The sequence below is a fragment of the Halobacillus sp. H74 genome (genome assembly GCF_052246715.1).
Classification (GTDB): domain Bacteria; phylum Bacillota; class Bacilli; order Bacillales; family Halobacillaceae; genus Halobacillus; species Halobacillus litoralis_A.
Map to the genome: position 1 here is coordinate 19,428 of NZ_JBQQCI010000001.1, position 18,721 is coordinate 38,148.

The 18,721-nt window shown below is 45.2% G+C and carries 18 protein-coding genes and 1 riboswitch; of the genes, 7 read left to right on the plus strand and 11 right to left on the minus strand.

Annotation, left to right across the window (positions count from 1 at the left end; translation table 11 throughout):
* Positions 1–231: 231 nt before the first annotated feature.
* Positions 232–954 carry a DsbA family oxidoreductase gene (locus ACTWPX_RS00125; protein WP_443117991.1) on the plus strand — a complete coding sequence of 241 codons (723 nt, stop codon included), beginning with the start codon at positions 232–234 and terminating at the stop codon, positions 952–954.
* A 269-nt stretch (positions 955–1,223) separates the two neighbouring features.
* The gene (locus ACTWPX_RS00130; protein WP_443117992.1) at positions 1,224–2,648 is read left to right on the plus strand and encodes a hypothetical protein; all 1,425 of its coding nucleotides are present in this window, start codon (positions 1,224–1,226) and stop codon (positions 2,646–2,648) included.
* Positions 2,649–2,724: 76 nt separating this feature from the next.
* On the opposite strand, the gene ACTWPX_RS00135 is transcribed toward ACTWPX_RS00130, so the two are convergent.
* The 3 genes from ACTWPX_RS00135 to ACTWPX_RS00145 all read right to left on the minus strand — a co-directional run bounded on the left by ACTWPX_RS00135 (position 2,725) and on the right by ACTWPX_RS00145 (position 5,083).
* On the minus strand, positions 2,725–3,198 hold the full coding sequence (locus ACTWPX_RS00135) for an acyl-CoA thioesterase (RefSeq protein WP_443117993.1): 474 nt from the start codon (positions 3,196–3,198) through the stop codon (positions 2,725–2,727).
* Between the two features lie 154 nt (positions 3,199–3,352).
* A riboswitch (cobalamin riboswitch) is annotated at positions 3,353–3,533 on the minus strand.
* A 148-nt stretch (positions 3,534–3,681) separates the two neighbouring features.
* A complete protein-coding gene (locus ACTWPX_RS00140) occupies positions 3,682–4,044 on the minus strand; it encodes a hypothetical protein (protein ID WP_128525642.1) in 363 nt (120 codons plus the stop codon).
* Positions 4,045–4,195: 151 nt separating this feature from the next.
* Positions 4,196–5,083, minus strand: coding sequence for an ROK family protein (locus tag ACTWPX_RS00145; protein WP_443117994.1), 888 nt, complete (start codon positions 5,081–5,083; stop codon positions 4,196–4,198).
* A gap of 139 nt (positions 5,084–5,222) precedes the next feature.
* On the opposite strand from ACTWPX_RS00145, the gene ACTWPX_RS00150 reads away from it, so the two are divergent.
* Positions 5,223–6,158 carry an LCP family glycopolymer transferase gene (locus ACTWPX_RS00150; protein ID WP_443117995.1) on the plus strand — a complete coding sequence of 312 codons (936 nt, stop codon included), beginning with the start codon at positions 5,223–5,225 and terminating at the stop codon, positions 6,156–6,158.
* A 747-nt stretch (positions 6,159–6,905) separates the two neighbouring features.
* Here the strand turns inward: ACTWPX_RS00150 and ACTWPX_RS00155 are convergent.
* The 6 genes from ACTWPX_RS00155 to hutP all read right to left on the minus strand — a co-directional run bounded on the left by ACTWPX_RS00155 (position 6,906) and on the right by hutP (position 13,400).
* Complete coding sequence (locus ACTWPX_RS00155) at positions 6,906–7,307, minus strand: hypothetical protein (RefSeq protein ID WP_443117996.1); 402 nt, start codon at positions 7,305–7,307, stop codon at positions 6,906–6,908.
* A gap of 163 nt (positions 7,308–7,470) precedes the next feature.
* A complete protein-coding gene (gene hutG / locus ACTWPX_RS00160; protein ID WP_443117997.1) occupies positions 7,471–8,409 on the minus strand; it encodes a formimidoylglutamase in 939 nt (312 codons plus the stop codon).
* Positions 8,372–9,655, minus strand: a complete 1,284-nt coding sequence (hutI, locus tag ACTWPX_RS00165; protein WP_443117998.1) for an imidazolonepropionase — start codon at positions 9,653–9,655, stop codon at positions 8,372–8,374. The genes hutG and hutI overlap by 38 nt, the downstream gene beginning before the upstream one ends.
* On the minus strand, positions 9,655–11,319 hold the full coding sequence (gene hutU, locus ACTWPX_RS00170) for a urocanate hydratase (protein WP_443117999.1): 1,665 nt from the start codon (positions 11,317–11,319) through the stop codon (positions 9,655–9,657). The genes hutI and hutU overlap by 1 nt, the downstream gene beginning before the upstream one ends.
* Entirely contained in the window at positions 11,303–12,844 is a 1,542-nt protein-coding gene (gene hutH / locus ACTWPX_RS00175) for a histidine ammonia-lyase (RefSeq protein WP_443118000.1), read from the minus strand. Before hutH ends, hutU begins: the two co-directional genes overlap by 17 nt.
* A gap of 118 nt (positions 12,845–12,962) precedes the next feature.
* Entirely contained in the window at positions 12,963–13,400 is a 438-nt protein-coding gene (gene hutP, locus ACTWPX_RS00180) for a hut operon transcriptional regulator HutP (RefSeq protein ID WP_128525634.1), read from the minus strand.
* Positions 13,401–13,604: 204 nt separating this feature from the next.
* Here hutP and ACTWPX_RS00185 point away from each other — a divergent pair, with 204 nt between their 5' ends.
* The 4 genes from ACTWPX_RS00185 to ACTWPX_RS00200 are packed head-to-tail and all read left to right on the plus strand — an operon-like array spanning position 13,605 to position 16,949.
* The gene (locus tag ACTWPX_RS00185) at positions 13,605–14,537 is read left to right on the plus strand and encodes a glycosyltransferase family 2 protein (RefSeq protein ID WP_443118001.1); all 933 of its coding nucleotides are present in this window, start codon (positions 13,605–13,607) and stop codon (positions 14,535–14,537) included.
* Between the two features lies 1 nt (position 14,538).
* A complete protein-coding gene (locus tag ACTWPX_RS00190; RefSeq protein WP_443118002.1) occupies positions 14,539–16,287 on the plus strand; it encodes a DUF6020 family protein in 1,749 nt (582 codons plus the stop codon).
* The gene (locus ACTWPX_RS00195) at positions 16,280–16,627 is read left to right on the plus strand and encodes an EamA family transporter (protein WP_128525631.1); all 348 of its coding nucleotides are present in this window, start codon (positions 16,280–16,282) and stop codon (positions 16,625–16,627) included. The genes ACTWPX_RS00190 and ACTWPX_RS00195 overlap by 8 nt, the downstream gene beginning before the upstream one ends.
* Positions 16,614–16,949, plus strand: a complete 336-nt coding sequence (locus ACTWPX_RS00200; protein WP_443118003.1) for an EamA family transporter — start codon at positions 16,614–16,616, stop codon at positions 16,947–16,949. Before ACTWPX_RS00195 ends, ACTWPX_RS00200 begins: the two co-directional genes overlap by 14 nt.
* A 29-nt stretch (positions 16,950–16,978) precedes the next feature.
* On the opposite strand, the gene ACTWPX_RS00205 is transcribed toward ACTWPX_RS00200, so the two are convergent.
* Together ACTWPX_RS00205 and ACTWPX_RS00210 are read right to left on the minus strand one after the other, a co-directional pair.
* Positions 16,979–17,674, minus strand: a complete 696-nt coding sequence (locus ACTWPX_RS00205; protein WP_443118004.1) for a YesL family protein — start codon at positions 17,672–17,674, stop codon at positions 16,979–16,981.
* Between the two features lie 67 nt (positions 17,675–17,741).
* Positions 17,742–18,710: a sugar phosphate isomerase/epimerase family protein gene (locus tag ACTWPX_RS00210; protein ID WP_443118005.1), complete on the minus strand. Its 969-nt coding sequence runs from the start codon at positions 18,708–18,710 to the stop codon at positions 17,742–17,744.
* Positions 18,711–18,721 lie beyond the last annotated feature (11 nt).

Genomic DNA, 18,721 nt, shown 5'->3' on the forward strand with positions numbered 1-18,721 from the left:
CTATAATCGAAACGAGGAGTGTTCCGGGTGTCAGAAACATACCGGGTGAAGCTGGTACATCTTTGTATGAAAAAAGGCTATGAACGGTAAATGCAGGAGGCCAACCGCAAAATTGATGGACTCTTGGATAAAAGGAGGATTATCCAGCGAGATGGCCGAACAGAATGATGGCATTCCTTAGAAAGACAACGTAAAATTGTACTTGTACTCTAATAGAGAGGTGAATCATTAATGAGAATAGAAGTATGGTCAGATTTCGTCTGTCCTTTTTGTTATATCGGAAAAAGAAGATTAGAAGAAGCACTTGGACAATTCCCAGGGAAAAATGTGGAGGTTGTCTATAAGAGTTTTGAATTAGACCCTCAGGCAGAGCGCAACACAGGCCGAAACATGCATGAAAAATTGGCGGCTAAATACGGCCGGTCCCTCGATGAAGCTAGAGAAATGACGAGGAACATGACGGAACAAGCCAAAATGTCCGGGCTTGATTTTCACTTTGACAGCATGATTCCTACCAATACTTTTAATGCCCACCGCGTTGCCCAGTTCGCCAATGAACAGGGCCTTGGAAAAGAAGTCACTGAACGATTCTTCAAGGCGGTTTTGACGGACTCCAAAGACCTTGGAGATACGGAGACCATCGCTGATTTAGCAGCAGAGGCTGGACTGGATCGCCAGGAAGTCATCAGTGTATTGAATGGAACGGATTACACAGAGGATGTTCGTGCAGAAGAAGCAGAAGCCCAGCAAATCGGTGTCCAGGGCGTACCTTTCTTTGTGATCAACAGAAAATATGCAATCTCAGGAGCACAGCCGACAGAAATGTTTGTGCAAGGAATGGAGAAAGCTTTCGCTGAAGAAGAGAAACAACCAGCGTTTGAAGATTTGTCAGGTAATGAGGGAGCCACCTGTACCGATGACGGGTGCGAACCTCCGGACAATCAGACAAAATAAATACAGTTTCAGCCACGTGCCGAACGTGGCTTTTTTTTATGTTCGTCAGATGATGTGGAAACGGGAAAAAGTTGGTTGAAATATGGAAAAAACAGGCACCTCAAGTCATCCAAAATCTGGATGACTTGAGGTGCCTGTTTTTGGTAAGTTACCAGCGGCCACTTTTCACTCCTCCCCCTCTAATTGAATAGCCTATAGTGTTCACACCGCCTATCAGGTTATACAATCGCTATTTCATTATATGAAGAAAACATCAAGGGGGCCTTCCCATGGAGCTTACTATGTCTCATTGGATATATGGTTTATTCACTTTCATCATTATTTTGACGATGGTTTTCCGGAAAGGTGTCGTTCTGCCTACCTTGCTCGGAACGTTTGTCGTCGCCTGGATGTTCAATGGAGATATCATCAGTGGTTTTGTCGGCGTATTCAATGCCAATTTGGTCGCTGCAAGAGAATTGTTCAATATCTTTCTGATTATTACATTCATGGTCGCCCTGCTCCGTTCCCTCAAAGACCTGGGTGCAGATACCAGGATGATTCAGCCTGTTCAGAAAATCATGATCAACAGTCACGTATCTTTTTTTGTACTTGTTATCGTCACCTACGTCATCTCGCTTTTCTTCTGGCCGACACCTGCCGTCCCTCTCATTTGTGCGCTTTTAGTTCCTGCAGCTATTCGTTCCGGTTTGCCCGCGATGGTCGCTGCAATAGCTGTCGCACTCGCCGGCCAGGGAATGGCACTATCCTCCGACTATATCATCCAGGTCGCCCCAGGGCTGTCCGCAAAAGCTGCCGGTATCGAAACAACTGCTGTCATGGATCAAGCTTTGATTTTGTCTCTCATCACCGGGGGCGTCGCTATCACGATGGCTTATTTTTTCAACCGGAAAAATTTCCGATCGAAGAATGATCCTATGAATGAAAAAGAAATAAACACGATGCAGGGAGTTACAGAAAAAAACCAGGTTCCCTCCAGCCGTAATATTCATATGTGGAGCAAAACCTTTTCCATCCTCGTTCCGTTAGCGATGTTAGCTGTCATGGTTTTCATGATTTCAACTAAGCTGACTTCGGGACGTATGGGTGGTTTTGAAGGGGGGAACGGCGCCGCCTTCATAGGAGGAGTGGCTGTCATTCTCCTGCTCCTATCGACGATCGCTTTCGGAAAACACCGAGCCCTTGATTATGTAAGTGACCATATTACAGAAGGGTTCGTTTTCGCATTCAAAGCGATGGGGCCAGTCATCCCTATAGCCGGATTTTTCTTTCTGGGCAGCGCAGAATTTGCTAAAGACATTTTGGTCCTTCCCACTGAAGAAACGCCATCTCTATTATTTGACCTGGTCCAATCCAGTCAGGATTTCTTGCCGCAAAATGCTTTCCTGACCGCTTTCAGTATACTTTTGATCGGCATCATCACAGGACTTGATGGTTCTGGGTTTTCCGGTCTCCCTTTGACAGGAGCTCTTTCTGCTTCACTATCGAATGGAAGCATTGACGCATCAACTCTTGCTGCAATCGGGCAAATGGGGACGATTTGGACAGGTGGCGGGACTCTCATCGCCTGGTCTTCCTTGATTGCCATTGCTGGTTTCTGCGGCGTATCGGTGATGGACCTTGTGAGGAAGAATTTCATCCCTGTCATGGCAGGATTAATCATCTCAACCACCATAGCAATCTTTTTATTGTAAAATAACCCCACCTCAAATCCCCCACCTCAGGTCATCCAGAATATGGATGACCTGAGGTGGGGATAAATACCATTCATCAACGTAAGGTAGAGCGGCTTTTTCTATGTTCTTTTCGCGCTGTAGCTGTTTCATACAAACGCATTTCCTCTTCTGTTTCAGGGATCAACCGTGGAACTTCTGTCGGTTTCCCATTCTGGTCGACAGCTACCATGGTTAAAAATGATTCCGTCGTCATCACCTTTTGTCCAGCTAATAAATCATCAGCAGATACTTGGACAAATACTTCCATTGAAGTTCTTCCCGTCCACGTAACACTTGCCTCAAGGGTAAGGGCATCCCCTACTTTGGCCGAAGACATAAAATCCACTGAATCTATCGAAGCTGTAACCACAACACAGCTTGAATGTTTCATAGCTGTCAGAGCTGCAATTTCATCAATATAAGCAAGCACTTTTCCCCCGAATATCGTGTCTAAATGGTTCGTATCAGGTGGTAGGACGAGCCTTGTCTGTTCCATCTTTGAATAACTGACCGGTAAGGGTGATTTCATGAGTTTTCCTCCTTTAGGTTCGTACCTCTAACATCTAGTTGCACAAAAAAACACCTTCTTATAATGAAGGTGTGCACACTTATGAGCATGACTCATGAAACCAGTTCATCTTCCTGGTTTTATACACGTAACACCCTCCTATCTCCCGTAGGACTTCATGTTCTTCTTTATGGCAGGTCTCCTGACTCAGATTCATCAGCCCTATTCCTTCCCGCTATCTAAAGCAGTGGATTCTAATTAGGACCTCCTCATTACAGTGGCGGGACCGTGTCGGATTTTCACCAGACTTCCCTTTTCAGCTTCCTTAAGAAGCCACCATAAAGCCTATGCAGTTGTATGTCCTGCGCTCTAACTATCTCTCAAATGTTACTGAACTGTCAATCTACTCCCGCATATAGTCGCTCAAGAAAAGTAAATAACTGCCACCTCAAGTCATCCAGAATCTGGATGACTTGAGGTGGCAGTTATTCCTAAATCCAAGCATTATGGTATTTGCAGTATCATTCCTTCTAAGACATGGATATTCTTCGCGTTAAAGCGGATCCCTTTATAGTCGAAGACAAGAATTTGCTTATCTTCCACTCCTAATCGTTCTTCAAAATTTCGCTCTCCATAGATTTCCTGATAAGTAATCTTAGCCTGAATATTCTTTCTTGCTAAGAAAACCTTCATCCCTTTCAGTTGTGACTGCACCTTTTCTTCTGGTGGGGCATCATCATAAAAATAAACAAAGTGAAGCTCATTTTCCATGGAGGTTGTAAACTGTTGAATGGTTCGTTGTGTAGAACTATCCGTGCATCCTGTCAGCAAACCCACGACCACCAAAAGCCCAATCCACTTTCTCACAATTACATTCCTCCATAAGTATAGCTTATACCACTATACGTGAAGGTCTGCATAAATATCACCAGGCTTTGAGCTCATTTAGTGGAAAAAAAAAACCACCTCGGGTCATCCAAATTCTGGATGACCTGAGGTGGTTGTTGAGTTCATTGCATCAACCCAAGAGCGCTGCACCGATGACTCCTGCATCGCCTTTCAGTTCAGCTGGTTTCATTTGCAGATGCGGCGCTAGTCCTGGAAACAAGTAATCACTCACTCGTTCTTGTAACGGCACCCATATCAGCTCTCCGGCATTCATGACTCCACCGCCGATCACAAACACTTCCGGGTTAAGGACGTGGGCAAGGTTGGCAATCCCCATCGCCAAATAATCAATCGCTTCATTGACAATGCGCAAAGCCTGCTCATCCCCTGCACTGACGAGTTCGAATACCCGCTCTGATCCTCCTTCAATGCCGTATAATTCCTGTGCTCTTTTCCCGATCGCCGTCCCGCTTGCATAACTTTCTAAAGACCCTTTATTCAGGTTGCTGTACTGATAACCGTTCGGATTAATGATCATATTGCCGATTTCCCCAGCATAACCATGCGCCCCGCTGAATACTGTTCCATTGAAAACAAAGCCTCCGCCGACCCCGGTGCTCACTGTTATGTAAAAGACACTCTCCTTACCTTTCCCAGCTCCGAATTTCGCTTCAGCCAATGCAGCAACATTTGCGTCGTTTTCGAGCTGCACCCGTACGGAAAAATGACCTTCCAATTCTTTGACAATAGGGACCTCCTCCCAGCCAGGCAGATTAGGTGGACTCAAAATGACCCCTTTACGAGGATCCAAGGGACCTGGTGCTCCAATTCCAATGCGATCGATTTCTTTTCCCTCCGAAATCTTTTCGATCATGCGGATGATTTTTTCAATTGTATATTCGTATCCTTTTTCCACTTCCGTTTTTTCCTGCAGCATCTGCTCGATGGTTCCTTGTCCATCAACCGTTGCTACACGTACATTCGTCCCGCCAAGATCCACACCGATTTGAATCCCCATGTGTAACACTCCTTTATGAATGGTTTTCATATATTGTAACTCTTTTTATAAAAACGAGGAAATGTCAGTCAACTGTTTTTACATAAATCTACAAAAAACGTATAATAAAGAAGGAACTTTTTATAAAAGAGGTGGGGGAATGGGTCGAAGAGAAGTAAAGAAGAAAAAGCGGCGCAAAAGAAGAGGTTGGAAAGTCCTCCTTGTCGTCATAGGTTTAGTGTTATTAATCGGAGGCATTTATTTATTTACGATCATTAATGATGTGCGTACAACAGTCAATCAGGACCTGCATGAGGATGTCTCCTCTATCGATACAGATGAAACGAAAGAAAAAGTCGACCAAAAAGAACCGATCAATATTCTATTGCTCGGGGTGGACGAGCGGGAAAACGATGTCGGTCGCTCAGACACGATGATCGTCATGACCCTGGATCCTAACAATGACCAAATGCAAATGGTCAGCATTCCACGAGATACACGTGTAGAAATCGCCGGGGACGGACGCACTACCCGCATTAACCACGCTTATGCCTATGGTGGAAGTGATATGGCGGTCGATACAGTGGAAAACTTCTTGGATATTAACCTGGATTATTATATCCGCGTCAATATGGAAGGACTTTCCCAAGTCGTTGACGCTGTCGATGGTGTGACGGTTCAAAACGATCGCGCATTCAGCTCCGGCAGTTTTGATTTTGAAAAAGGTGAAATTAAACTGGATGGCCGTGAAGCGCTGGCCTTCGTTCGCATGAGAAAGAATGACCCACAAGGAGACATCGGACGTAATGAACGCCAACGTCAGGTCATTCAGGGAATCATCGATAAAGGTGCACGGCTCGATGTTGTCAACAAAGTCGGTGATGTCATGGACGTACTCGGAGACAACGTGAGTACGAACATGCAATTCGGAGACATGAGAAGACTTGCCACGAATTACAGCAGTGCCCGCAAAAACTCTTCCACCTACCAAATGGAAGGTGATGGAAGAATGGTGAACGGCATGTACTTGATTTTCATGTCCGAGGAAGAAGTACAAAAAACTCACGATATGATTGTTGATTTCGGATCTGAATAACTGTTTTCAGAGGCTGGGACAAAAGAATTTTTCCGCTGGAAAACCCGAACGAATTCGTTCGGGTTTTCTTAATGTAGCAATAAACGCATACGCCGCTCCGTCAACATACTTCGCTTTCCGCGGGCACGGCCTCAGCCTCCTCAGAAAGCAAAGACCGCTTTCTTCCGGGGTCTTCCGCTCGTGCTGTTCCCGCAGGAGTCTACGTATGTTGCCTACGCTCCATTTGATCCATTCCACTCTATTGTTCGTCTTTTCCTGTGGCAGTTCGTGTTTCCCAGCCAACCATACGATTAGGAAGACTCTCGAAACTACATCTCAAGGGGAGCATTCATGGAGGAAACCCTGTAATTAAGCGTAAGATGTTTGATTCTCACTCACATATGTCAGTATTTTTCTGAACGAATTTCGAGAAAAACATATAGCAAGGGGCGGCGGGGAATGCGAAGACTCCTGCGGGAAGAGAGGGCATGTTGAGACCCCACAGGACAGCGTCCGAGGAGGCTCAACGCGCTCCCGCGGAAAGCGAAGCATTCCCCGCCGCCCCGATCCTCTCCCAAAATGTCTCGAAATCGTGTCTTCAAGAATCCTGCCATATAATTGAATAACTTCATATGAAAAATCAACAACCTTAACAAAGCCTAATAAAAAGAAAAGGGCTTTTTATCAGTCTAGAAACATGCGCTATGCATGCCCCCTTATTTAAACGGACGTTTGATCAAATCGTTTTTCACATAACGAAACCGCCACTTAAGCGGCGGTTTCATCTTCATTTTTCTGTCTATATAATTTAATTCCTTTACCGATAAGCCGGAAAACAAAGTATATACCGCAAAATAAGAAAAACCCGAGTATACTCACGAGGGCATCTCCGAATTCCATGTTGCCGCTGCCGGTGATTTTTTGCTGGATTTCCACCGCAAATACAAAAACGAGCACCATGGCAAATGTGAACAGGAACGATATGGCTGTAATGCTCAATCTCGCTAAGGCATGAAATAAAATATCCACGAAAATAAGACCGCCGAATCCCAGGATCCCAATCACCCAAAAATGCAGGTCCTTATCAGAAAAGTCCCACCCCATCATCCGGGAGAACTTCTGGATGACATCATGCCAAACGTTAACTACATCAGCTAATAATATAATCATTTCTTTCATCGCTTATTTAATCAATCTCCTATTCTTACAAGCTAAACGAACATTACTTAAAAACACTTTACCATATTCCCTCTCCCCTGCCTATCTATTTCCAAAAACACCCACCTCAAGTCATCCAATATCTGGATGACTTGAGGTGGGTTTAATTTCCATATCACGTATACATAAACCGGAGCATGACGTGGGCGGCGAGGCGGCTGGTCATATCCCTGACGTCTTTGCCAGGATCCACTTCAACGATATCCATCGCTTTGACAAGGGGTTCTTTTGCCGCAAGCGCAACGCTCGCCAACAATTCTCCAGCGGTTAACCCTCCTGGCCCGATCGCTGGACAGCCGGGGGCGAAGGATTGGTCGACGGCGTCCATATCAACAGAAAGATAAATCATATCTACTGATTCTTTCAATCTCGCTATCTCTTCAGAAACTATCGATCGAATCCCTTTCTCCTCTACATCCTGCATCGTGTGGACGTGCACCCCATGCTCTTTGGCATATTCGGCATAGGCTTTGGCATTTGAGAAATCCCTGATGCCCACCTGGACTAAATTCTCTCCTTCTATCACACCGGCTTCCAGCAAGCTGCGGAAAGGGGTCCCATTCGTTCTGCCCCCATCTTCCAAATTCCTCAAATCATGATGGGCATCCCACTGAATGACACCTATACTTCCATACTTTTGTTGAAACGCGGAAATGGAGGGGAAACTGATGCCATGATCACCACCCAGGATGATCGATTTTTCGCAGGCTTCTGTTTCAAGCATTTCCATCACACTGACCTGGAGCCGTTTCAGTGTTTCCTCTGTATCCGTCGGATGGATGGGCACATCTCCATAATCCAACATCGTTACATTGCTGTAATCTTCATCCTTCTCCCCTGAATAGGTCGTGTATGATCCAAGGGCATTGCGAATAGTCGAAGGGGCTTCAGAAGCGGTCGAATAGGAAATCGATGTTTTGGAAAAAGGGAGACCGATGATACCCACATCGGCTTTCTTCCCTTTTTCGTACCATTGCTTTCGGTCCTCCGCTTTGATTGTGTGCCGGTCTTTGAATTTAGTATTCTCTTTCGGGTTGAGGTACCGAAAAGACATCAGCGTCCCTCCTTCCCCAAATTTTCCGGCCATGCTTCCACACTGCTAATGCATGATTGACGCCGTAATGGTACGGAATGTATTGATAGTTCGGTACATCCCACAGGACAAGATCGGCTGCGGATCCAATTTCAAGTGTTCCTGCCTTGTCGCTTCTTCCGATCGCATGGGCGGCATTCACCGTCACCGCGTTCCATATCTCTTCAGGTGTCATTTTCAATTTCAAGGCAGCTAGAGACATGATCATTTGCAGATTGTCTGTGACACAGCTGCCCGGGTTGAAGTCGGTAGCCAATGTGACCGCCGCTCCCTGATCAATCATTTTCCTTGCTTTCGCATATTCATTTTTCCCTAAGTAGAAGGTCGTCCCCGGCAGCAGCACCGCAACCGTCTGTCCTTCTGCCAGCTTGGAAATCCCTTCGTCAGAAGCAGCGACCAAATGATCAGCCGAAGCTGCCCCCATGTCTACCGCAAGTTCGGTTCCCCCAAGCGAATCGATCTCATCAGCATGGATTTTCGTTTGGAAGCCCAGATCCTGTGATGCTTTCATGAACCGCCGGGATTGTTCGATCGTGAATACACCTGTTTCACAAAAGATATCGGTATAGTCTGCAAGATTTTCTGAACGGATTTCAGCGAGCAGCTTCACCATCTCGTCAAGGAAACCATCCGGATCCTGTTTATATTCTGGTGGGATTGCGTGTGGTCCGAGGAACGTCGAAACAATATCGAGAGACCCTTGATCACGCAAACGTTGGACGACTCTCAGCTGTTTAAGCTCATTTTCACGGTCTAAGCCATACCCGCTTTTAGCTTCAAGTGTCGTCACCCCAAACGAAGCCATCCGTTGTAACGACCGACCGGCCTTTTCATAAAGTTTATCTTCCGACTCTTCCCTTGTAGCCTGAACAGTCGAAAGGATGCCTCCACCTTTTTTCAAAATTTCTAAGTAAGGCACACCTGCTTGTTTCAATGCGAGCTCATTCTCACGCGACCCGCCAAAAACAAGATGTGTGTGCGGGTCGACCAAACCTGGTGACACGACTTTCCCTCCAGCATCGACCTTTGTTTCTGCTTGCTGCTGTATGCTTTCTTCATGAGAACCGATCCAGGCGATTTTTCCGTCCTTGACTGCGAGGGCAGCATTCTCTTTGATTTTCAACTGCTTCATACCTTCCCCCTTCAACGGTCCGGGTGCAGGTAAAATCAACTCGCCAATATTGTATAAAAGCGTATCATAGCTCATTATGGATGCCTCCTTCCCATCGGAATATCGATGTTGTTCTGCTCTGCTTGTTCTTCTGCCTTTTCATATCCGGCGTCCGCGTGCCGTAAAATACCCATCCCAGGGTCCGTAGTCAATACGCGTTCTAACCGTTCTTCGGCAAGCTTGGTACCATCAGCAACCGCAACCATACCGGCATGCAAGGAATACCCCATACCGACACCGCCTCCGTGGTGGAAAGAAATCCAGGAGCCACCGGCAGCCGTGTTAATCAAAGCATTCAGCACCGCCCAATCCCCTACCGCATCACTTCCATCCTTCATCGCTTCTGTTTCCCTGTTCGGGGAGGCGACAGATCCACAATCCAAATGATCCCGGCCTATGACGACGGGTGCGCTCAACTCTCCTTTTCTCACAAGCTCATTGATCGCAAGCCCCATCTTCACGCGCTCCCCATAACCGAGCCAGCATATCCTCGATGGAAGCCCTTGGAATTGCACCTTATCCTGTGCCATATCAATCCAGCGCAAGAGCTTGTCGTTGTCTGGAAAAAGTTCTTTGATCAATTCATCCGTCCGGTAGATATCTTCTGGATCTCCTGACAAGGCGACCCAGCGGAAAGGTCCTTTTCCTTCACAAAAAAGCGGCCTTATATAGGCAGGAACGAATCCGGGAAAATCAAAGGCATGCTTCACACCTTCGTCATAAGCGACTTGACGGATGTTGTTCCCATAATCAAAAACAACCGCCCCTTTCTTTTGAAAGCCGAGCATGGATTCTACGTGGGCAGCCATCGACTGTGATGCGATTTCAACATAGCCATCAGCATTCTCAGTTCTCAACTTTTCCGCTTCTTCCAAGGAGTACCCTGTTGGAATATATCCGTTCAATGGGTCATGCGCAGAAGTTTGGTCTGTGACAATATCGATGTCTACTCCTCTTTGCAATAATTGTTCGTGAATTTCAGCCGCATTCCCCAGTAAACCGATAGATAACGCTTCTCCTTTGTTCTTCGCTTCTGTCGCCCATAATAACGCTTCATCAATCGATGTGGTCATCCGGTCACAATAGCCGGAATCGATGCGTTTCTTGATTTTCTCCTTATCAACTTCCACGGCAAGTGCGACTCCTCCGTTCATGGTGATCGCTAATGGTTGAGCACCACCCATGCCGCCGAGTCCAGCTGTCAATGTGATGGTACTTCGCAACGAACCACCGAAATGTTTGTCAGCAAGAGATGCAAAAGTTTCATACGTTCCTTGTAAAATCCCTTGGGAGCCGATATAAATCCAACTTCCAGCAGTCATCTGGCCGTACATCATCAAGCCTTTGCGGTCCAGTTCGTGGAAATGCTGCCAGTTCGCCCACTTCGGAACTAGTACAGAATTGGATAACAGCACTCGCGGCGCTGCTTCATGCGTTTTGAAAACACCGACAGGCTTACCCGATTGGACAAGCATTGTTTCGTCTTTTTCCAACCGCTTCAATGTTGAAACAAGCGCATCAAAAGCCTCCCAGCTGCGAGCTGCTTTTCCAATTCCTCCATAAACGACCAGATCTTCAGGTTTTTCCGCTACGGATGGATCCAGGTTGTTGCAAAGCATGCGCAGGACAGCTTCCTGTTCCCACCCTTTGCATTCAAGCTCCATCCCCGTTTTCGCTTTCACATTACGCGTTGTCGACATATGAACTTCCCCCTTCGTGAACAGAACTCCATTTCTTCCAATCAAAAAATTCACCTTTCAACCATGCGGCCAAATTTTCTATATCTGTTGAGAAAACACGATCTTCAGTGATTTCAGGCACCACGGTCCTGGCTGCTTCCCATAGCTGCCTCGCCAATGGGGAAGCACGTTCCACACCTCGGAATTCTAATGCCTGCATGCTGCAAATCAGTTCAATCGCCAAAACCTTATAGCTGTTTCCAATGACGCTGGAAGCATGCCTAGCTCCAATCGTCCCCATACTTACATGATCTTCCTGGTTGGCTGATGATGGAATCGAATCGACGCTTGCCGGGTGGGCGAGCGTTTTATTTTCAGAAACGAGTGAAGCCGCGACATATTGGACGATCATCAATCCGGATTGCAGCCCTGGATTCACACTTAGAAAAGCCGGGAAATCGTTCAGCTGCGGATTGACGAGCCGTTCGACTCTGCGTTCTGAAATATTGGCTAATTCACTCATCGCAATTTTTAAAAAATCCATAGCCAGGGCAATCGGCTGACCGTGGAAGTTGCCACCGGAGACGACCACTTTTCCATCTTCCAAAATAAGTGGATTATCTGTAGCTGCGTTCATTTCGATCGTCAACTTTTCCCTGACATAGTGGAGTGTCTGCCATGTCGCTCCGTGTACTTGTGGAATACAGCGGAGGGAATAGGCATCCTGCACCCTTTTTTCCCCTTGATACGTAACGAGCTGACTTCCATGGATCAAGCGGCGGATGCGTGCTGCCACTTCCATTTGTTCGGGATATCCACGAGCTTCATGGATACTCGGATGAAAAGCGTCGCGGATTCCTTCCAAGGCTTCAAGGGTCATCGCGGAAATCCAATCACACTGCAAAGCTAGTTGTTCTGCTTCGATCATATTGATCACACCTACAGCCGTCATCGCCTGGGTGCCATTGATCAACGCTAACCCTTCTTTCGCTTTCAAAGGAAGTGGCGCTATCGAAAGCTGGTCATACACAACTTCAGTCTCGTGGATCTCCCCTTTGTAAAAAACCTCGCCCTCTCCCATCAACACCAGTGCTAAATGGGCTAATGGCGCCAAATCGCCCGAGGCCCCCAACGAACCCTGTGATGGGATTCTCGGATGGATCCCCAGGTTGATCAAATCCTTCAGGCGTTTCACAACCACTTCCCGCACCCCTGACAGCCCCTTCATAAGTGCATTCAAGCGCAGAACAACCATCGCCCTGCTGACGATTTCAGGAAAAGGTTCGCCGACCCCACAGGCGTGAGAACGGATTAAATGACGCTGCAAGTCATTGACATCCTCACTTCTTACCCGTACATCACTCAACTTGCCAAACCCTGTGTTAATGCCATAAACCGTATGCCCTTTTTGAACGATCTCTTCAACTGTCTCTCTGCTTGCCCTTACGTCAATAAGACTCTGTTCGGATAATGTGACAGGTTCCTGTTCAAAACAAATAGCTTTCATCTGCTCAATGGTAAGGTCCTTTCCCGTCAATTCAATCATCCACATCCCCCTTTCTTATGAAAAGATCATGGTGGATATTCTAAAAAAAGAGGCGACAATGGCATGGGAAATACCATTGTCGCCTCCTCATAACTCATGACTATAGGCCACCTATACTTTATATATGATTAATACCAAGTCCAAATGTCTCGTGTTCCAAACCTTTCACCGGCGCACCGATCGTCCCGTAAAAAGCGACGGCAATCCACTCGCCTTCTCCAGGGCGGTCATAAGGTTCCCCGCGGACGACAGCGAACCGGAGTCCGACCGTCCTCATCATATCGCCAACGCCTAACTGCCCCCTCATCACACCCTCTAAGGATTCTAAAATCGCATGATATAAGGCATGGGTTTCTCTGTAGACATCTTCTGAAATAAGTTCATTCCGCTTCGCTGCTGTTTCTACGGCAGCGATCACTTTCTGTATTTCCATCGAACCTGCTTTGCCCTGGCAATATTCCACTTTTTCCAGGGAGGAAGCAAATGGAAGCAACTCTTCTTCTGAGAGTGATGCCAAAAGCATAGCAAGTTTTCCGATTTTAACCGTTTGCGTCATTGTTCCACCACATTTCCGTCCAGCTAATCACTATTCACTAACTAAATTGTAACCGCTTTCCTTACAGACTGCAATTCCTTTTCTGAATAGAGAGGCGATATATTTTAATAATAAGGAAGGCAAATGTAGAATTTTATAGCAAAATTTGCTATATTGTTTAAGTTGTAGTATTTTTTTAACTTATATTTAAAGGAGAGTCTTCATGTGAGGATAGCTGTTCTTTTACCTTGTTATAATGAGGAACAAACCATTGGTGAAGTTATAGAGGATTTCAGAAAAGAATTACCAGAAGCAGACATTTATGTTTATGACAATAATTCAAAAGATCGTACATCAGAAGTCGCTGCCGAGCATGGGGCGATTGTGAAAAAAGAAATGCGCCAGGGAAAAGGACACGTTGTACGCTCCATGTTCAGAGATATTGATGCGGATTACTATGTCATGGCTGATGGTGACCGTACTTACCCAGCCAAATTTGTCCATCAATTGTTAGAGCCATTGAGACGCCAGGAAGCGAACATCGTCATCGGCGACCGGTTATCAAACGGGACGTATGTCGAAGAGAATAAGAGAAAATTCCATAACCTTGGGAATAACCTCGTCCGCGGACTCATCAACTTTCTTTATAAAAGTGATTTAAAAGACATCATGACCGGCTACCGTGCATTTGACCGGCTGTTCGTCAAATCCATGCCAGTGATGAGCCCAGGGTTTGAGATTGAAACAGAAATGACGATCCACACGCTTGATAAAAGATTTTCTATCAAGGAAATTCCGATCGACTATCAAGACCGCCCTGAAGGAAGCGAATCCAAGCTCAACACCTTCAGTGATGGTTATAAAGTGTTGAACAAAATCTTCACTTTATTCAAAGAATATAAACCGATGTTATTCTTCTCTTTCTGGTCGATCATTCTATTGGTATTAGGGTTAGCAGCAGGAATCCCTGTCCTTGTAGAATTCGCTAATACCGGATTTATTACAAAAGTCCCTTCAGCGATTCTTGCCGTAGGGCTCGTTATTTTATCCGTTTTATCTTTCGGATGTGGATTGATTCTAGATACCGTAGCTGCAAACTTCAAGAAACAGTTTGAATGGGAATTGAATAAAATCAAACAAGATATGAAGGAACTATAAAATGAACCGTTATTTAATATCTTTGATATTCAGTATTCTCTTCGGTGCCCTGAGTACCGCATCACTTATATCATGGTACCAGAAGCTTGACCACACTTTATTGATTGTGATTGTTTTTACTTTTATCGTCTTGTCTACCCTGGGCTACCTGATGTTCATATCAATCAGGAATAACCCCGAGCTGATTTTACAGAAAATCAAACGACTTCCACTATTAGTCTTTGGGATTATATTTTCTTTTGTACTGCTATGGAGCCTTAAAGATCCAAGTGCTACTCCCATACAAGGATCGCTCCTTACCGGAAGTGCTGTACTTGTATTATCGTATTTGACGTTATTTTTCATCGTCTGCTGGCTTATGATTTCACTTTCAAACATTTCCATATCAGGAAAATATACCGAAGCATCCAAATGGAAAATAATCATTTATGCTCTATTGCCGATTTTCTTTTGGTCGATTTATTTAGTAGCTTATTATCCAGGTACAATGACACCAGATTCACTTCTGCATTGGGAGCAGATTCACACCTATGATTTCAGTAATTGGCATCCTGTAGTGTACACGTGGTATATCATGCTTCTCACTTCCATATGGAAGACTCCTGCGATTGTAGCTTTCTCTCAGATCGTCATTTTGGCTTTATTTGGTGGATACGGGGCTTATCGCTTAGAAAAGACCGGCCTGTCCACTACATGGGTTTGGATAGGCGTTTTACTATTTTCCGCGTACCCTTTGAACGGGATTTTCCCAATCGCTATATGGAAGGACATATTCTTTAGCGGCTTCATCTTCCTTTTCACGATATTGATTTATAATATTGTATCTACTAATGGACGGTGGCTGCACTCTCCTTGGCACTTGCTGATATTAGCGATCAATGCATTAGCCATATCCTTAATGAGGAGTAATGGTTTGCCGATATTCGCAGTCATGGCCGTCTTATTATTAATTGTTTATCGAGCTTATCTTTTGAGACTTTTCGTTACAGTATTATTCGTTGTCACCTGCTACTTCCTCATTACAGGACCTTTATTCAACTATATGGAAGTCCGGGGTACAGATCCGAATGAGGCATTGAGTATTCCTACTCAGCAGTTCGCTCATATCGTTTCAGAAGATGGGGATCTTACCCAGGAGCAAAGGGCTTATCTTGACGATATTTTCCCTTTGGAATTATGGGAGGAAAATTATGATCCTTATATAACAAATCCGATAAAATTTTCCGGAAAATATGATAAAGATGTTATCTTTGATGACTTTGGATATTATCTGAAAACATGGGCCTCAGTCGTTTCTAATAACTTCGGTCTAGCCGTAGAAGCATATTTAGACCAGACGTCAATCATATGGCAGATCAATCAACCTGAAGATGGTTACACAAGTACTTATGCCCGTAATGTTTATCTGTACAATGATTACGACCTGAAAACAGATCCCCTGCATTCAGGTGTGTACAAGGTTGTTAATAGTTATTTAGAAAAAATTAAAACGTATTTATTGGAACCATTATTACGCCCAGCCTTCTATACGGCCATTATCCTTCTTGCCGGCACTGTACTAACAATAAGGAACGGCGCGAAAGCATTACTCATCATTTTACCTGTCCTGCTTAATACAGGTACCATGTTGCTGGCTACACCTGCTCAAGATTTCCGCTACCAATTCGCAAACGTCTTAGTAGCGTTTATAATGGTCGGGGTAATGTTCATTGATTTTGACTCTAATAAGAAGAAGGTCCAACATGAATAAATTCACCCGGTCGATCAAAGACAACGGTTTAGGCATCTCTCTAATGGTACTGGCTGCTTTGCAAACCGCTCTTGGGCAAATGTTTTGGAAAATGTCCGGCGGAGAGATCAACTTTTATCTCCTGCTCGGCTTTTTCCTTTATTCACTTGGCGCTGTTCTGATGATTGTTTCTTTCCGATTCGGAAGCCTATCCGTGCTCCATCCACTCTTGAGTATCGGCTATGTTTTCGCACTTTTCTTCGGAAGCATCATCCTGCAGGAAACGATTACGGAGAGCAATCTGATAGGAACCTTTCTCATTATCGTAGGAGCTGCATTGATCGGAGGTGGTGACAATTAAATGGATTCTGGTTGTCGCTCTCTTCACTTTATTCGGTGCCATCGGCGGGTATTTTTTCAAGAAGGCTACGACTCATGGATTTGCCCTCAACGGCTATTTCATTAAACATTTGTTCATAGGCGGAAGTTTCTATGGTGCAGGTGCGATATTGAATATCATTACACTCAATTATCTCCCTTACACCATCGTTTTCCCTCTTACCTCTATCACATATGTGTGGACATTGTTGTTATCGTATTTCTTTCTGCAAGAAATCATCACATTCAAGAAAGTGATCGGCGTCACTTTCATCATCGCAGGTTCATTCCTGCTGATTCTATAAGGAAAAAAATGGATGACCTCTTCCTCAGGTCATCCATTTTTTTCCTTATCATTCATTTTTAGATATAAGCGGTAGAACGCTGAAAAAGACAGAAAGGCGATGATGCTTCCAGAGAAGATCGGGATGATCAAAGGAAAGATATAAAGGCTGATCATCAAGATGAATCCACAACTGATGCTCACAGTCAGAAACAGGATCGGGCTGACAAAAGTAATCAAAAAAGCCTGCTTCAGCACATCTCTCACACTCATAGCAAAGTGGACCTTCACCGAGAAGAAATTGATGGTGAATACGAACAAAAGAATCCCCAGAACGAAGAAGATGTTCATGAGCAGCGGACTGCTCGTTGAAAAATAGGAGATATCAGCGATTAAAATCCCCCACAACACTGTCAATATAAATCCACCTTTAAGGCTTCCTACATAATTCTCTTTGTAGTAACTGAAAAAGGATTGGTCAGGTGTTTCCTTGTGATCTTTTCTCACCCATTCACGTGCTTTTGCAAACATCGCTGTGGTAGCAGGAAAGAAGATGAAAGGGGTGAGGATAGCTAGTGGTGGAAGCAAGTACCAGAGATCGCTCGTCCTGCTGATGTTCAATAAGCTCAACAATAGAAGCGCAACCGGCAAATTGAACAATGCCCATTGCAGGTTTGTGAGCGAAAATCTCATGATCCATTCACTTACAGCATAAAGACCACCTTTGATTCCTGATGTTTGATTCATAGTTTTCCCCTTCCTCTTTGAAGAGAACCCCTTTCCACGTTGCAAAGGGGTTCTCTCAATTGGCTGCTTAAGCCCACCACATTTCTGCCGCTGGCTCTTCAATCAATACGGCTTTCAGATTTTTGACCGCCTGGTTGAATCCTTCATTAATAGACATGATTGGATCTTCGTGCTCGATACTTACGACATGATCATAGCCGTAGGTCCTTAGTGCACTGATGATATTCGACCATTCCTGTATTCCGTGTCCATATCCGACTGAGCGGAAACTCCATGCCCGTGTTTGGACGTTTGCATAGTTCTGCATATCTGTAAGTCCGTACATATTCACATTATCCTGGTCGATATACGTGTCTTTCGCATGAAAATGGTGGATGGCATTTTCTTTACCCAAAATCTTGATAGCTGCCACAGGCTCGATTCCCTGCCACCATAAATGACTCGGGTCCAAGTTTGCACCAATGCTGTCACTCGTAGCTTCGCGTAGTTTCAGCATCGTGTGTGGTGTATGTACAAGGAAGCCTGCATGCAATTCAAGACCGATTTTAACACCATGCTCTTCAGCAAATTCCCCTTGTTCTTTCCAATATGGAATCAATTTCTCATTCCATTGCCATTCTAACACATCCGAATATTCCGGCGGCCATGGAGTCACCGGCCAGTTTGGCGCTGTGTCGTTTTCATGACCACCAGGGGTGCCAGAGAATGTATTTACGACTGGAACATCCATCAAATTGGCCAGCTTTACTGATTTGACGAATGCATCATGAGATTCTTGAGCGAACGTTTGATCAGGGGAAATCGGATTCCCGTGGCAGCTGAAAGCACTGATAGTCAAGCCGCGTTCCTGAACTTTCCCCAAATATTCCTCACGCTTCGCTTCACTTTCCAACAATTCGTCTACATTACAGTGAGCATTCCCCGGATAGCCCCCTGTGCCGATTTCTACAGCTTTCAATCCGGATGCTTCAGCATGGTCCAGCATTTCTTCAAAAGACTGATCAGAGAACAAAACGGTAAATACGCCTAATTTCATTTGAATTCCTC

Coding starts and splice junctions, on each gene's coding strand:
- ACTWPX_RS00125 (WP_443117991.1), top strand. CDS start 232: ATGAGAATAGAAGTATGGTCAGATTTCGTCTGTCCTTTTTGTTATATC.
- ACTWPX_RS00130 (WP_443117992.1), top strand. CDS start 1,224: ATGGAGCTTACTATGTCTCATTGGATATATGGTTTATTCACTTTCATC.
- ACTWPX_RS00135 (WP_443117993.1), bottom strand. CDS start 3,198: ATGAAATCACCCTTACCGGTCAGTTATTCAAAGATGGAACAGACAAGG.
- ACTWPX_RS00145 (WP_443117994.1), bottom strand. CDS start 5,083: ATGGGGATTCAAATCGGTGTGGATCTTGGCGGGACGAATGTACGTGTA.
- ACTWPX_RS00150 (WP_443117995.1), top strand. CDS start 5,223: ATGGGTCGAAGAGAAGTAAAGAAGAAAAAGCGGCGCAAAAGAAGAGGT.
- ACTWPX_RS00155 (WP_443117996.1), bottom strand. CDS start 7,307: ATGATTATATTATTAGCTGATGTAGTTAACGTTTGGCATGATGTCATC.
- hutG (WP_443117997.1), bottom strand. CDS start 8,409: ATGTCTTTTCGGTACCTCAACCCGAAAGAGAATACTAAATTCAAAGAC.
- hutI (WP_443117998.1), bottom strand. CDS start 9,655: ATGAGCTATGATACGCTTTTATACAATATTGGCGAGTTGATTTTACCT.
- hutU (WP_443117999.1), bottom strand. CDS start 11,319: ATGTCGACAACGCGTAATGTGAAAGCGAAAACGGGGATGGAGCTTGAA.
- hutH (WP_443118000.1), bottom strand. CDS start 12,844: ATGATTGAATTGACGGGAAAGGACCTTACCATTGAGCAGATGAAAGCT.
- hutP (WP_128525634.1), bottom strand. CDS start 13,400: ATGACGCAAACGGTTAAAATCGGAAAACTTGCTATGCTTTTGGCATCA.
- ACTWPX_RS00190 (WP_443118002.1), top strand. CDS start 14,539: ATGAACCGTTATTTAATATCTTTGATATTCAGTATTCTCTTCGGTGCC.
- ACTWPX_RS00195 (WP_128525631.1), top strand. CDS start 16,280: ATGAATAAATTCACCCGGTCGATCAAAGACAACGGTTTAGGCATCTCT.
- ACTWPX_RS00205 (WP_443118004.1), bottom strand. CDS start 17,674: ATGAATCAAACATCAGGAATCAAAGGTGGTCTTTATGCTGTAAGTGAA.
- ACTWPX_RS00210 (WP_443118005.1), bottom strand. CDS start 18,710: ATGAAATTAGGCGTATTTACCGTTTTGTTCTCTGATCAGTCTTTTGAA.